The sequence below is a fragment of the Citrobacter telavivensis genome, from assembly GCF_041807075.1.
Classification (GTDB): domain Bacteria; phylum Pseudomonadota; class Gammaproteobacteria; order Enterobacterales; family Enterobacteriaceae; genus Citrobacter_A; species Citrobacter_A telavivensis.
This window is the reverse complement of sequence record NZ_JBGUBF010000001.1, coordinates 1,927,582-1,940,006: the sequence shown is the minus strand read 5'-3', so window position 1 is coordinate 1,940,006 and position 12,425 is coordinate 1,927,582. Positions and strand designations below refer to the sequence as shown.

Genomic DNA, 12,425 nt, shown 5'->3' with positions numbered 1-12,425 from the left:
AGGGAATTGGGATCGATCCCGTCATCATGAGCGCTGACAGCCTGTCCGGCCTAACCATTAGAAGGATTAATCATTTGTCTGAAAAATATTTGCTTGTCATGCAAAAAAATTGCGGATAAGGTTTAGCGTACATCAGATTTCCTGGTGTAACGAATTTTCAAGTGCTTCTTGCATAAGCAAGTTTCATCCCGACCCGTCAGGGTCGGGATTTTTTTCGCTGCCGGTTAGCGATTAATTTCCGTGACGCTAAAGTCATGGATATCCAGCTCAAACGCCTCGGCTAATTCATGCCATGTATGATACTCGCGACCATCCACGCTGACCCTGTCCGGGTCGTTTCCGCTACGATGAATCTCGCTCTCGCTGATTTCATTAATCGCCGCCAGCAACGCGTCAACATCGACGCTGACTTCACGTTTTGCGGTATCGCTGTACTCTTTCGCGGTCTTCATTTCAACCTCGTCATTAACCGTGCCACAGACTAAGTATAGACCGTTGAGAAAACCCGCAATTGAACCGGTCAGACGCTGTCAGGCGGCGGTTTTTGTTCTACACTGGCACAAAGCCACAGGAGGATAATGATGAAGGTGAATGATCGGGTCACAGTCAAAACGGACGGCGGTTCTCGTCGCCCTGGCGTGGTACTGGCAGTGGAAGAGTTTAGTGAAGGCACAATGTACCTGGTTTCGCTGGAAGACTACCCGCTCGGCATCTGGTTCTTTAACGAGTCAGGGCATCAGGATGGTATCTTTGTGGAGAAGGTTGAGTAGGATTACGACGGTCGATGTAAACCCGGCTGGTGGGACATCCACCAGTCGGGACGTCTCATCGCATGTTAACAAATATACCGTTGGTCACGTTATCGGTCAGTCTGACGACATGATAGATAACCTGTTTGTTATGCGTCTTTATCTTTCGTTTTATATTCCCCTTATGGGATGACACCGTTTTCGCCTTGATGTTCATTTGATCTGAAATTTGAATTGTTCCCTGGCCTTCCATCCACATGCGCAGCATGCTGGACTCAGTACGACTTAATGATAACGTCGGTAAATTTATTACCCCGGCGGCGTCCGTCTCTTTTTTCAGAATATCGCCAAGGAGATCGTCCAGTGATTCTGGCTTTATTGATTTTGAACTGATCAATAAGTTTTTTCTGACTAATAGATATTCATCAAAATGGACATTGGCAATTGCCATAAAAACAATAAATAGCGTATTGGGATGCTGATTAATGATTTGCTTTATATGCTGACTGTTGGCTGGATCATGGATAAAACAGTCTTCATTAATAAACACCACAGAAGGTTGGTGCGTGTCACAAGCGATGTCGAGTTCGTCAACGGTTTCGATGTCGTTGATTTCCCTTTTTTTCACCCCTCTGCTTACCAGATACCCGGTCAAACCTAGCCGGGTGTAACTGCATAGATCCATAATAATCGTTGACATGGCTTACCCTCACTCAATGCGTAACGATAATTCCCCTTACCTGAATATCTCATCACAACTTAACGGAATCGAATGCTTCACCTAATGAGACGCTTATGCGGTTTTCAGGCGGACTTACTATCCCGTAAAGTTACGTATAATTTGCCTGGAATTGTCTTAAAGTAAAGTAAATGTTGCGTTATGTGAGAGAGATAAAAACAAATAAAGCGCGTGAGAGTTATCCTGGTAGATGTTTTTACTGAATGACTTTCGGATAATCCTTAGAAAAACACGATAAACATTATGGACTATTATTAACGGGTAATTCACTAACAATATCAGCTAATAAATTGAAAATTTCGCTAAATAGATGTTCGCAAAACGGCGCAATCAACGGCATTAATGCCGCGATTAATGTGATACCCACGGTCAGGGTGAGCGGAAAGCCAATCACAAATACGGATAATTGCGGTGCCATACGGTTTAGTAATCCCAGCGCCAGGTTCAGCGTTAGCAGCATAGTGATCACCGGCAGCGCCAGCATCATGCCGTTGAGGAAGATCAGACTCCCCGCTCTGGCCAGCGCCAGGAACGCGTTGCTGTTCACCAGATTGCCGCCAATAGGCAGGGTGTGGAATGTGTCAACCAGCAGTGAAATCAGCCACAGATGACCGTCAAAGGTCAGAAACAACAGCATCGCCAGCATATCAATGATTCTGGCGAGCACCGGCATATTCAGGTGGCTGGCCGGATCGACAAAAGTGGCAAAGGAAAGCCCCATCTGCAAACCGATAATCTCACCCGCCGTACGCACCGCCGCAAAGGCAAACTGCATGGTAAAGCCCAGCGCGATGCCGATCAGGATTTGCTGCATTGCCAACCATAACGCGTTAAACGAAAAAATCGGCACATCGTTAGGCGGCAAAGAAGGGGCAATGACGATGGTGATGATGATCCCCAGTCCCAGTTTCACCCGTTTAGGGACCGCGCGTTCACTGAGGATAGGTGCGGTGGTGATCAGCGCCAGTACGCGCAGCAGCGGCCAGAAATAGAGGCTTAGCCACTGCAGCCATTGATCGCTGGTTACCTGCAACATCCGTCGTCTTATCCGATGATGTACGGCAGATTGGTGAACAGCGTGCGTACGTAATCCAGCAGCAAGTTCAGCATCCACGGCCCGGCGACGATGATAGCCGTAAACACCGCCACGATTTTCGGGATAAACGACAGCGTCATTTCGTTAATCTGCGTGGCGGCCTGCAAGATACTGATGATAAGCCCCGTCACCAGCGCGACCAACAGCAGGGGGGCGGCAAGGGCGAGGGCAACTCTCATGGCCTCGGTGCCAATCATCATGACCGATTCGGGTGTCATTTTTCGCCTCTAACTGTAGAAACTTTGCGCAAGCGAACCCACCAGCAGTTGCCAGCCATCAACCAGCACGAACAGCATCAGTTTGAACGGTAGGGCAATGGTTGCCGGAGGAACCATCATCATCCCCAGCGCCATCAGTACGCTGGCGATCACCAGGTCGATAATCAGGAAAGGGATGAATATCGTAAAGCCGATCTGAAAAGCGGTTTTCAGCTCGCTGGTCACATAGGCGGGTAGCAAAATGCGCATCGGTACGGCTTCTGGCCCCTGAAGCGGGCCGCTGTTTGCCAGACGGGCGAACAGGGCCAGATCGGCTTCGCGGGTCTGGCGTAGCATAAATTCACGCAGCGGCTGTGCCCCTTTATCCAGCGCTTCCTGCATCGAGATTTTCTCTTCACTGAAGGGCTGGTAGGCCTCGACGTAAATCTTGTCGATGACCGGCGACATGATAAAAAAGGTCAGAAACAGCGCCAGCCCCAGCAGCACCTGGTTTGGCGGTGCAGACGGCGTACCAAGCGCATTGCGCAGCAGACCGAAGACGATGATGATGCGGGTAAAGCTGGTCATCATCAGCAAAATGGCCGGAATAAAGGTCAGCGAGGTGATGAAAACCAGCGTCTGTACGGGAAGCGACCAGCTCTGACCGCCGCCAGGCAGGGGCTGGCTCACCAGACCGGGAAGTTGCGCCAGTGCGGCGGGGCTGATAAGCCATAAACCGGTCAGCGTAAGGGATAACAAACGGCGCATCAGGATCTCCCGGAACGCTTAAGCAAACTCTTCATCATGGCCTGAAAATCGGCAGGAGCAGACGGCGTCTCTTCTGGCACAACAGGGGCCGGGGGGAGGGTATGCAGCACACTGATGTTTGACGCCGTGACGCCAAGCACCAGTCGCGCGTCCTCAACCTCGACAATCACCACGCGTTCGCGCGGACCCAGCGAGGTACTGGCGGAAACTTTCAGTCCGCGCGCATGGCTGCCTTTCGGCGCAAAGCCCAGACGTTTGATGATCCAGGCGGCCGCCAGGATCAACAGGATGATGCCCAACAGCGCGCCGCTAACCTGCATCAGGGGGGACCCCGGGACGGCGGAAGGCGGTTGAACAGTGGCCTGGGTTTTCATGACTAACGGCTCAGACGGCGCATACGCTCGGACGGGGTGATGATGTCGGTAATGCGTACGCCGTATTTATCGGCAACGACCACAACTTCACCCTGGGCGATCAGATAGCCGTTGATCAGGATATCCAGCGGTTCACCCGCCAGACCGTCCAGCGCCACCACGGAGCCCTGCGTCAGGCGCAGCAGCTCTTTAATGGTCATGCGCGTGCGGCCCAATTCGACGGTCAGCTTGACCGGAATATCCATGATCAGGTCGATATCCTGCAGCGTGCCGCTGACATCGCCACCGCCAAGCTGCTGGAAAACGGCATCGGCAGCACTTTTGCTGGTGGTCGTTTTTTGCTCGTTCAACGCGTCAGCCCACAGATCGTCCAATGCACCAGTGTTCTCATCAGACGGATTATTCATGTCACTCATTTGGGCTGTTCCTCATTCAGCGAATTCAAAATCGGGTTAATCAAATGTTCCACGCGTAACGCGTACTGACCGTTAACCGTGCCGTATTGGCTGGTCAGTACAGGCACACCGTCCACATGAGCAATAATGCGGTCTGGTTTTTCAATCGGCAGCACATCGCCGGGTTGCAGTTTTAATATCTGAGAAAGGCGCAGCGGAATATCGGCAAAGTTCGCCACCAGCTCCAGCTCGGAGTGCTGAACCTGACGCACCAGATTGTCGCGCCAGTTCTGATCTTCATTACGGGAGTTTTCCAGCGGCGGGTTCACCAGCAGTTCGCGCAGCGGCTCAATCATGCTGAATGGCAGACAGATATTGAACTCACCGGTCAGGTTGCCAATCTCGACATGGAAAGGGGTGTTAACCACGATATCGTTCGGCGACGTAGTGATGTTGGTAAATTTCACCTGCATCTCAGAACGCACGTACTCCACTTCCAGCGGATTGATGGCCTTCCACGCGTCGCTATAGCTTTCCAGCGCCAGTTTCAGCATGCGGTTGATAACGCGCTGCTCGGTGTGGGTAAACTCGCGGCCTTCCACTTTCGTCGGAAAGCGTCCGTCACCGCCAAACAGGTTATCGACGGCGATAAACACCAGGCTTGGCGAGAACACCACCAGACCCGTACCGCGCAGCGGCTTCAGGTGGATCAGGTTCAGGTTGGTCGGCACCGGCAGGTTGCGGGCAAACTCGTGATACGGCTGGATGCGGATTGCGCCCACGGTAATATCCGGGCTACGACGCAGCAGGTTAAACAGCCCCATCCGAAACTGACGGGCAAAACGTTCGTTGATGATCTCCAGCGCTTGCAGACGCTCGCGCACCACACGACGTTGGGTATTGGGATCGTACGGGCGAATTTCACTTTCGCCCGCGATACCCGGAGTCGGCTCGTCTTTCGTGTCGCTGTCACCGTTCAACAGCGCATCGATTTCAGCCTGAGAGAGAATACTGTCGCCCATGTCTTTACCGCAGAATGAAAGCTGTGTACAGCACGTCGGTAACGTCCTGTTTGGGTTGTCCGGCAACGAGCGGAGGGGAAAGCGTCTCTTTAATCGCCGCGATCAATTTTTGCTTACCTTCTTCGGTAGACAGCGCGTTGGCGTCCTGGCGAGAAAACAGCAGCAGCAGACGGCTACGGACTTCCGGCAAATATTCGTTCAGGCGCGTGCGCGTGGCTTCATCCTTCAGCCGCAACGTCACGCCGATATACAGTACGCGATCCGCATCGCCCAGATTGACGGTAAACGTATCCAGGGCGAAGAACACCGGTGCAGGCGGTGGCGGTGGTTCATTCGCCGCCGGAGTGGGATGCTGCTGCATACGCCAGTAGCTATAGCCTGCGGTTGCGCAGGCGGCAAGGGTAATGATTACCAGCAGCGGGATCCAAATTGAGCGTTTGCTCTTTTTGCTAATCGCGGAATCAGTCATCTGATACGGGCTTCCTGTTTCGGTACAGCTTATCGGCTGATTATCCCGTGTCCTGACCACGGCAAAGCGTGGAAAAGACGCGGATAATCATGCTACCTCTGGCGTTAGGCGAAGATATCGACGGCGCCGTTACCGCGTGCGGCGGACTGGAGCGAAGCGGGAACGGCCAGCTCACTCTCGTCATCGGCCATGTGCAGAGCCTGTCCCTGTGTGCGAGCCGTTTGCTGCTGTTGGGAAGAGGAGTGTTGCTGGCCGGCGAAACTCTCGCTGCTGATGCTGCTTTGCCCCAACTGAATGCCGCTTTCTGCCAGCTGTGTGCGCAGCGTCGGTAGGGCGGCTTCCAGCGCCGCGCGAACGTGGCTATGGGCTGAAACCATCTGTAGCTGTGCCTGGTTATCATCAAGCTTAAGCGAGATCTGTACCTGACCGAGATCTTCCGGATGCAGACGCAGTTCCGCACTCTGCTGACCCTGGCGGGTAAATAGCGTGATGTGCTGACTCAGGGATTGTTGCCATTCATGGCTGCCCAGCGGTGCGCTCAGAACCGGTGCCGCGCTGGTGGGCGGCGGCTGCGATGCGGAATGCGTGGCGGTGGTCATGGCAATGCCCGGCGTCACGGGGGAAGGCGTGCTGTCGATCTCGGCGTTTGCGGTGGCAGCCACCACCACAGGCGAGGTGACCACCTGGCCTTTAGCGTTTTCCGCAGCGATAACCTGCGGTGTGCTATCCACTTTGCCCTTTTTCGCGTCGTCACGGGTCAATGAACTGCCTGCGCCCTGCGCGAGCGAGCGGGGATCGGCGCTAAGCGAAGCGCTCAGCGCACTCACTTTCTCACCGACGGTTACCGGCGGTGTCGTCATTCCCGGTTGACCCGGCAACATGGCGAAAAGGGCGCTAAGGTTGGCGAGATCGTCATCGCTGAGTGCTGAGGTGTCTTCATTATTTTGTGCGGTCTGGCGCAGAGCTGCCAGCGCACTGTTCTTCTGCGTGGGGGTCAGCGCGGACAGCAGAGCCTGTGCGTCGCTCAACCCTTTTTGCACCTCTTCAGACTGCCCCTCTTTGGCGGCTAACAGGTCGGCCAGCTTAACGGCCTGCGAGGAGTCGCCGTCCTGCGTCAACAGGCCCTTTTGCAGCTTGCCGCCGGCGGCCTGCAAATCGGCTAACGTCAGCGGCGCGTCTTTACCCTGTGCGTCGCCTGCGCCTAACGCGCCGGCCAACAGGGCCAGAAAATCCTGGGCGGAGTCCGCCGTTTTCCCGGACGACAGGCCGGTGATAAGGTCTGTGTCAGTTGTGGCCATTTGGGGCAAAGTGATCATTCTGGTTTCCTCATTGCTGCACGCTGCGCAAATTCATCCATTTTTTTCTGATCCAGGCGGTTTTCAGCCAGTAAGGCTGCCGCGTTCTGTCTGTCTTGTAAGGTCTGCCAGGCCTGAAGTCGCTGTTTTTTTTCACGCCAGCTGTTCAGCGCCACATCCACTTTTTGCGTCCACTGCGTTAACTGCTGGCGATGCTGTTCCACCGCTTTTTCCAGGGTTTGAATAAACTGCTGGTAGTTAATCCAGCGATTACTGGCAATCCCCTGACTCATATCGTTGTTGAGGTTGCTGCGGTATTCGTTCTGGTAGTCGAGCAGCATCGTGAGCTGCTCTTCCGCTTGCTGAAAACCGCGGCGCATTTCACCTAACAGCAACGCCGCGTCGTCTACCTCTTTTTCGGCGAGATCTTTGAGCGTTGCCAGTGCACCATGTTCAGCCATGACCCTTACCCTCCTGCTTTATCACACCGTCGGGAAAATCAGATCGAGCGCCGACAGGGAATCCTCCCAGTCAGCGCGTTCGAAAATACCTTGCTGTAAAAACGCCTCCAGCTGTGGCCACAACGCGATGGCTTTATCGAGCATTGGATCGCTGCCTTTGGCATAAGCGCCGACGCTGACGAGATCGCGGTTGCGCTGGAAGCTCGACAACAGCTGCTTGAAGTGACGCACTTTGGCGTAGTGTTGTTCCGTAATCAGCGCCGTCATCGCGCGACTGATCGACGCTTCGATGTCGATTGCGGGGTAGTGCCCGGCTTCCGCCAGACGACGCGACAGCACAATGTGACCGTCAAGGATGGCGCGCGCCGAGTCGGCAATCGGGTCCTGCTGATCGTCACCTTCGGTCAGCACCGTATAAAATGCGGTGATAGAGCCGCCGCCGTGGATCCCATTCCCCGCGCGTTCAACCAGCGCCGGGAGTTTGGCGAACACTGAAGGTGGATAGCCTTTGGTGGCTGGCGGTTCACCGATCGCCAGGGCGATTTCACGCTGGGCCATGGCATAACGGGTCAGGGAATCCATGATCAGCAGTACGTGCTGACCGCGATCGCGAAAATCTTCCGCAATACGGGTGGCATAAGCGGCGCCCTGCATGCGCAGTAATGGCGAAACGTCCGCCGGGGCGGCTATCACCACCGAACGCGCGCGACCGTCGGCACCGAGAATGTTCTCGATAAAATCTTTCACTTCGCGACCACGTTCGCCAATCAGTCCGACGACGATGACGTCAGCGCGGGTATAGCGCGCCATCATGCCGAGCAGTACGCTTTTCCCGACGCCGGAACCGGCGAACAGCCCCATACGCTGGCCGCGACCAACGGTTAACAGGGCGTTGATCGGGCGCACGCCGGTATCCAGCACATGCTCAATCGGCGTACGTTGCAACGGGTTAAACGGCTGGGTAATCAGCGCCCCGGTTTCCGTGGTATCAGGGGAGGGCAGACCGTCGAGCGGTTTGCCGCTGCCGTCGAGCACGCGACCTAACAGCGCCGGACCCAGCGGCAGTTGTTTGCTGCTTTGCAGCCCTTCGCTGGCGATATTTTTGGCGTAGACGCGCGCGCCGGGCAGAATGCCTTCGACCTCTTCGAGCGGCATCAGAAACAGCCGCTGACCGTTAAAGCCCACCACTTCACTTTCCACTTCGCGGGTTTCGGTTCCCTCCTGGCGTTCAATCACGCAGGTCGCGCCAAGCGGCAGCTGTAACCCTGTGGCCTCCAGAACCAGACCGGTGGCGCGGGTCAGTCGCCCATAGCGACGAACGGCCGGAAGCTGCACCATTTTGGCTTCGAAGTTGTCCAGCGTCGTCAACCAGCGGGTCAGGCGTGAAGTCATCAGATCACTCCCGGCGCGGCCAGACGACACAGTTCTTGCCAGCGGGTCGCGACGCTGGCGTCAAGATCGCCTTCATCCGCAGAGACTTTACAGCCGCCGTGGTGCAGGGTCGGATCGCCACGCAAACGCCAGCCGTGCAGGCTGAGGGTGGCGCCGAGCATATCTTCGACGCGCTGTAAATCATCCGGGTGGACGCGAAGTTGCGGTTTGCCGCTGAACAAGGGCTCCTGCTGTAAGAGCTGCTGGATCTGCTTGATTAAAGCGGAATTGTCCACCGCGGGCGTCTGACCAATCACCTGACGCGCGGCTTCCAGCGCCATCTGCATCAGACGCGAGGCGATCACGCTGTCCAGTGCGTCCAGCGTGTGCTGAAATTCGCTGACCAGTTGCTGCATCCGCGCATGAAGCGGTGCCTGTTGGGAGCGGGCCTGCGCCTGGCCCTGCTCCAGTCCTTGCGCCAGCCCTTCCTGATAGCCTTGTTCATGACCGGACTTCCGACCTTCCACAAGGCCCGCGTTGTAACCTTGCTCGTGGGCCTGAATTTTCAGCTGCGCTAACTGCTGCTCGAGCTGCTGTTCCGCACTGATCTCTGGCTCATCCTCTGCTGGCACGGGGTCATCGTTGTGCTCCATGGGCACAAATTCAGCCAGCGGCGGCGCGAGATCGTCCGGGGTCCAGATTTTCCACGGCAGCTCGTTAGACATAGGTATCCTCGCCGCTGCCAATCATCATCTCGCCGGTCTCCGCCAGACGACGCACAATCAACAGAATGGCCTTCTGCTCGTTTTCCACCTGCGACAAACGCACCGGGCCACGGTTGGCGAGGTCGTCGCGCAGGATGTCTGCCGCACGTTGCGACATGTTGCGCAGGAACTTCTCGCGCAGCGGCTGTTCCGCGCCTTTCAGGGCGATCAGCAGCGACTCGGAATCCACTTCCTGCAGCAAACGCTGGATGCTGCGGTCGTCCACATCCACCAGGTTTTCGAACAGGAACATCTCGTCGATAATTTTTTGCGCCAGCTCGCCGTCGAATTCACGCACCGCGGTGATAACCGCTTCTTCCTGCTGCGTTTTCATCAGGTTGATAATTTCTGCCGCCGTTCTTACGCCGCCCATTTTGCTGCGTTTGAGGTTCTGACCGTCGAGCAGGCCGTTGAGCACTTCGGTCAGTTCCGCCAGCGCGGCGGGCTGTACGCCGCCAAAGGTGGCGATACGCAGCATGACGTCGTGACGCAGACGTTCGTCGAACAGTGCCAGAATATCCGCCGCCTGACCGCGTTTGAGGTGCACGAGAATGGTGGCGATAATCTGCGGGTGTTCGTCGCGGATAAGGTCAGCGGCGCTTTGCGGTTCCATAAAGTTGAGCGTTTCAATGCCGCTGGCGGTATCGCGGGTTTCGAGAATATCTTCCAGCAGGCTGGACGCTCGCTCTTCGCCCAGCGCTTTCACCAGCACCGAACGCAGATATTCGTTGGCGTTGATGTTCAGGGCGGCAAACTGCTCGGCTTCCTGCTCAAACTCCGCCAGCACGTCGGTCAGTTGTTTGTTGGAGATCTGGCGGACGTTTGCCATTGCCGCACTCAGCGTTTGTACTTCGCGCTGGGAGAGGTGTTTGAACACCTCCGCCGCGCGATCTTCGCCAATGGTCATCAGCAGGATGACGCTTTTATCGGTACCGGAAAGAGCATTACTCATGATCGTTATTCATCCACTGGCGAATGACCAGCGCCACGACGCGCGGATCGTTATCTGACATTTCGCGAATGCGCTGGCTCATCACTTCTGCGCCCAGTCGCTGATTTGCCCGGCGCTGCTGAGTCTGCTCATCTTTACTGAGGCGAACTTCAACGGCTTCTTCGGTCTCCTGACGGATCTGCTCGCGTTCCTGCAGGGCCTTCGCCTCTTCAGCACGACGTGTCAGCTGCGGACGAATCGCTTTACGCCACAGGATCCACGCCACCAACAGCACCAGCAGCCAGCGACCGGCAGAGATCAATTGTTCGATAAATAGCTGCTGTTTCCAGAACGGCAGTTCGCCCGCGTCGTCATCCGTGGCGCTGAACGGTGAGTTGACCACGTTCAGGGTGTCGCCGCGCTTGTCTGAGAAGCCCATTGCCTCGCGAGTCAAATCTTCAATCTGTTTCATTTGATCGGCGGTAAGCGGCAGCGGTTTGCCATCCGGCAACGTTTTGTAGTTCACAACCACCGCGACGGACAAACGCTGTACGTCGCCGACGTTCATTTTTGTATGGCGGATAGTGCGATCAACTTCATAGTTGCTGGTTTCGTTGCGCTGAGTATTACGCGGACCGACACTGGCGCTGGTGGCCGTCTGCTGCTGTGCGTTCTGTCCGTTTTGTGCATTCTGCGCATTTTGCTGATTCGCTGGCGGCGTGGTGATCGGTGCCGTATTCGCCGGCGCAGGCTGGTTGGACAGCGCCCCCGGCACGCCACCCGGCAGACCTGAGCCAATTTGCTCGCTTTCGTTCAGTTGACGCGAACGCAGCACGGCCTGAGAGGCATCGCCGTTGGGGCGATACTGCTCCTCCGTCTGCTCTTTATTGGCGAAATCCAACTGCGCGGTCACCTGCGCATGGACATTCCCGTTACCGACAATCGGTGACAGGATCGATTCGATACGGCGCTGGACGCGGCCTTCCACGTCGCTGGCGTATTTCAACTGAGCATCGTTCAGATCGCGACTGCTGGTGTTTGACTGGGTGAGCAGATGACCGGCCTGATCGACCAGCGTCACGTTACCCGGTGGCAGACCCGCCACCGCGCTGGAAACCAGATGCACGACCGCGCTGATTTGCCCTTCATCCAGGGCGCGTCCCGGCTCCAGATTGACGGTAACCGAGGCTGAAGGGGATTTCTGTTCACGTACGAACAGGGACGGCTTAGGCATTGCCAGATGCACGCGAGCGCGTTTAACCGGGCCAAGCGTTTCGATAGTACGCGCCAGTTCGCCTTCCAGCGCCCGCTGGTAGTTCACCTGCTCGCTAAACTGGCTGATGCCGAACTTTTCCTGATCCAACAGTTCAAAGCCTACCGCACCGCCTTTTGGCAGTCCTTGTTGCGCCAGGCGCAGGCGCAGTTCATGGACTTTTTCTGCCGGAACTTCAATCGCACCGCTGCCTTCCGAGAAGCGGTACGGGATATTCATCTGGGTCAACTGGGTGACGATAGCCCCGCCATCCTGATCGGATAAATTGCTGAACAACGTGCGGTAGTCAGGCGCTTTGGCCCACAGCACCATCGCCACAATAATGGCGACGGCAGCAGAGCCCGCAACAATCAGAGGAATTTTGGGATTCGCACGCAGGCGATTAAGCCACTCGAGAGGTTTAGGTTGGGTTGCAGCCGATGCAGTCGCGTTCATCTCGCACCTCGTGACTGTTCGTGGACGGCTTTATTTGCAAAGTGGAACAAGACTCACTCCCGGGTCAGCAAAATCGAAAAATTGAC

At 56.0% G+C, this 12,425-nt stretch carries 16 protein-coding genes; 1 reads left to right on the top strand and 15 read right to left on the bottom strand.

Features of this window, described 5'->3' with window-relative positions; genetic code table 11:
- Positions 1–224: 224 nt before the first annotated feature.
- Complete coding sequence (gene yodD / locus ACERJC_RS09280) at positions 225–452, bottom strand: YodD family peroxide/acid resistance protein (protein ID WP_042318260.1); 228 nt, start codon at positions 450–452, stop codon at positions 225–227.
- 129 nt (positions 453–581) lie between these two features.
- On the opposite strand from yodD, the gene dsrB reads away from it, so the two are divergent.
- A complete protein-coding gene (gene dsrB / locus ACERJC_RS09275) occupies positions 582–770 on the top strand; it encodes a protein DsrB (RefSeq protein WP_046481260.1) in 189 nt (62 codons plus the stop codon).
- Positions 771–825: 55 nt separating this feature from the next.
- Here dsrB and rcsA read toward each other — a convergent pair whose 3' ends face one another.
- The 14 genes from rcsA to fliF form a co-directional block, all read right to left on the bottom strand.
- Positions 826–1,449 carry a transcriptional regulator RcsA gene (rcsA, locus tag ACERJC_RS09270; RefSeq protein ID WP_178823464.1) on the bottom strand — a complete coding sequence of 208 codons (624 nt, stop codon included), beginning with the start codon at positions 1,447–1,449 and terminating at the stop codon, positions 826–828.
- A gap of 280 nt (positions 1,450–1,729) precedes the next feature.
- Positions 1,730–2,524, bottom strand: coding sequence for a flagellar biosynthetic protein FliR (gene fliR, locus ACERJC_RS09265; RefSeq protein WP_373671503.1), 795 nt, complete (start codon positions 2,522–2,524; stop codon positions 1,730–1,732).
- A gap of 8 nt (positions 2,525–2,532) precedes the next feature.
- Positions 2,533–2,802, bottom strand: a complete 270-nt coding sequence (gene fliQ / locus ACERJC_RS09260) for a flagellar biosynthesis protein FliQ (protein WP_042318268.1) — start codon at positions 2,800–2,802, stop codon at positions 2,533–2,535.
- Positions 2,803–2,811: 9 nt separating this feature from the next.
- On the bottom strand, positions 2,812–3,549 hold the full coding sequence (fliP, locus tag ACERJC_RS09255) for a flagellar type III secretion system pore protein FliP (protein ID WP_043000284.1): 738 nt from the start codon (positions 3,547–3,549) through the stop codon (positions 2,812–2,814).
- Entirely contained in the window at positions 3,549–3,923 is a 375-nt protein-coding gene (gene fliO, locus ACERJC_RS09250; RefSeq protein WP_373671502.1) for a flagellar biosynthetic protein FliO, read from the bottom strand. Before fliO ends, fliP begins: the two co-directional genes overlap by 1 nt.
- A 2-nt stretch (positions 3,924–3,925) precedes the next feature.
- Positions 3,926–4,339, bottom strand: a complete 414-nt coding sequence (gene fliN, locus ACERJC_RS09245) for a flagellar motor switch protein FliN (RefSeq protein WP_042318274.1) — start codon at positions 4,337–4,339, stop codon at positions 3,926–3,928.
- A complete protein-coding gene (fliM, locus tag ACERJC_RS09240) occupies positions 4,336–5,340 on the bottom strand; it encodes a flagellar motor switch protein FliM (protein WP_152403957.1) in 1,005 nt (334 codons plus the stop codon). Before fliM ends, fliN begins: the two co-directional genes overlap by 4 nt.
- Before the next feature lie 4 nt (positions 5,341–5,344).
- Positions 5,345–5,809: a flagellar basal body-associated protein FliL gene (fliL, locus tag ACERJC_RS09235; protein WP_043000286.1), complete on the bottom strand. Its 465-nt coding sequence runs from the start codon at positions 5,807–5,809 to the stop codon at positions 5,345–5,347.
- Between the two features lie 104 nt (positions 5,810–5,913).
- The gene (gene fliK, locus ACERJC_RS09230; protein ID WP_373671501.1) at positions 5,914–7,125 is read right to left on the bottom strand and encodes a flagellar hook length control protein FliK; all 1,212 of its coding nucleotides are present in this window, start codon (positions 7,123–7,125) and stop codon (positions 5,914–5,916) included.
- Complete coding sequence (gene fliJ / locus ACERJC_RS09225) at positions 7,122–7,565, bottom strand: flagellar export protein FliJ (protein ID WP_042318278.1); 444 nt, start codon at positions 7,563–7,565, stop codon at positions 7,122–7,124. Before fliJ ends, fliK begins: the two co-directional genes overlap by 4 nt.
- A 21-nt stretch (positions 7,566–7,586) precedes the next feature.
- Complete coding sequence (gene fliI, locus ACERJC_RS09220; protein WP_152403961.1) at positions 7,587–8,957, bottom strand: flagellar protein export ATPase FliI; 1,371 nt, start codon at positions 8,955–8,957, stop codon at positions 7,587–7,589.
- Entirely contained in the window at positions 8,957–9,661 is a 705-nt protein-coding gene (fliH, locus tag ACERJC_RS09215; protein ID WP_152403963.1) for a flagellar assembly protein FliH, read from the bottom strand. Before fliH ends, fliI begins: the two co-directional genes overlap by 1 nt.
- Positions 9,654–10,652, bottom strand: a complete 999-nt coding sequence (gene fliG / locus ACERJC_RS09210; RefSeq protein WP_042318283.1) for a flagellar motor switch protein FliG — start codon at positions 10,650–10,652, stop codon at positions 9,654–9,656. The genes fliH and fliG overlap by 8 nt, the downstream gene beginning before the upstream one ends.
- A complete protein-coding gene (gene fliF / locus ACERJC_RS09205) occupies positions 10,645–12,339 on the bottom strand; it encodes a flagellar basal-body MS-ring/collar protein FliF (RefSeq protein WP_373671500.1) in 1,695 nt (564 codons plus the stop codon). Before fliF ends, fliG begins: the two co-directional genes overlap by 8 nt.
- Between the last annotated feature and the right edge of the window lie 86 nt (positions 12,340–12,425).

What these genes read in the sequence shown, in the direction of transcription:
- yodD (WP_042318260.1), bottom strand. Translation starts at nt 452, where the DNA reads ATGAAGACCGCGAAAGAGTACAGCGATACCGCAAAACGTGAAGTCAGC.
- dsrB (WP_046481260.1), top strand. Translation starts at nt 582, where the DNA reads ATGAAGGTGAATGATCGGGTCACAGTCAAAACGGACGGCGGTTCTCGT.
- rcsA (WP_178823464.1), bottom strand. Translation starts at nt 1,449, where the DNA reads ATGTCAACGATTATTATGGATCTATGCAGTTACACCCGGCTAGGTTTG.
- fliR (WP_373671503.1), bottom strand. Translation starts at nt 2,524, where the DNA reads ATGTTGCAGGTAACCAGCGATCAATGGCTGCAGTGGCTAAGCCTCTAT.
- fliQ (WP_042318268.1), bottom strand. Translation starts at nt 2,802, where the DNA reads ATGACACCCGAATCGGTCATGATGATTGGCACCGAGGCCATGAGAGTT.
- fliP (WP_043000284.1), bottom strand. Translation starts at nt 3,549, where the DNA reads ATGCGCCGTTTGTTATCCCTTACGCTGACCGGTTTATGGCTTATCAGC.
- fliO (WP_373671502.1), bottom strand. Translation starts at nt 3,923, where the DNA reads ATGAAAACCCAGGCCACTGTTCAACCGCCTTCCGCCGTCCCGGGGTCC.
- fliN (WP_042318274.1), bottom strand. Translation starts at nt 4,339, where the DNA reads ATGAGTGACATGAATAATCCGTCTGATGAGAACACTGGTGCATTGGAC.
- fliM (WP_152403957.1), bottom strand. Translation starts at nt 5,340, where the DNA reads ATGGGCGACAGTATTCTCTCTCAGGCTGAAATCGATGCGCTGTTGAAC.
- fliL (WP_043000286.1), bottom strand. Translation starts at nt 5,809, where the DNA reads ATGACTGATTCCGCGATTAGCAAAAAGAGCAAACGCTCAATTTGGATC.
- fliK (WP_373671501.1), bottom strand. Translation starts at nt 7,125, where the DNA reads ATGATCACTTTGCCCCAAATGGCCACAACTGACACAGACCTTATCACC.
- fliJ (WP_042318278.1), bottom strand. Translation starts at nt 7,565, where the DNA reads ATGGCTGAACATGGTGCACTGGCAACGCTCAAAGATCTCGCCGAAAAA.
- fliI (WP_152403961.1), bottom strand. Translation starts at nt 8,957, where the DNA reads ATGACTTCACGCCTGACCCGCTGGTTGACGACGCTGGACAACTTCGAA.
- fliH (WP_152403963.1), bottom strand. Translation starts at nt 9,661, where the DNA reads ATGTCTAACGAGCTGCCGTGGAAAATCTGGACCCCGGACGATCTCGCG.
- fliG (WP_042318283.1), bottom strand. Translation starts at nt 10,652, where the DNA reads ATGAGTAATGCTCTTTCCGGTACCGATAAAAGCGTCATCCTGCTGATG.
- fliF (WP_373671500.1), bottom strand. Translation starts at nt 12,339, where the DNA reads ATGAACGCGACTGCATCGGCTGCAACCCAACCTAAACCTCTCGAGTGG.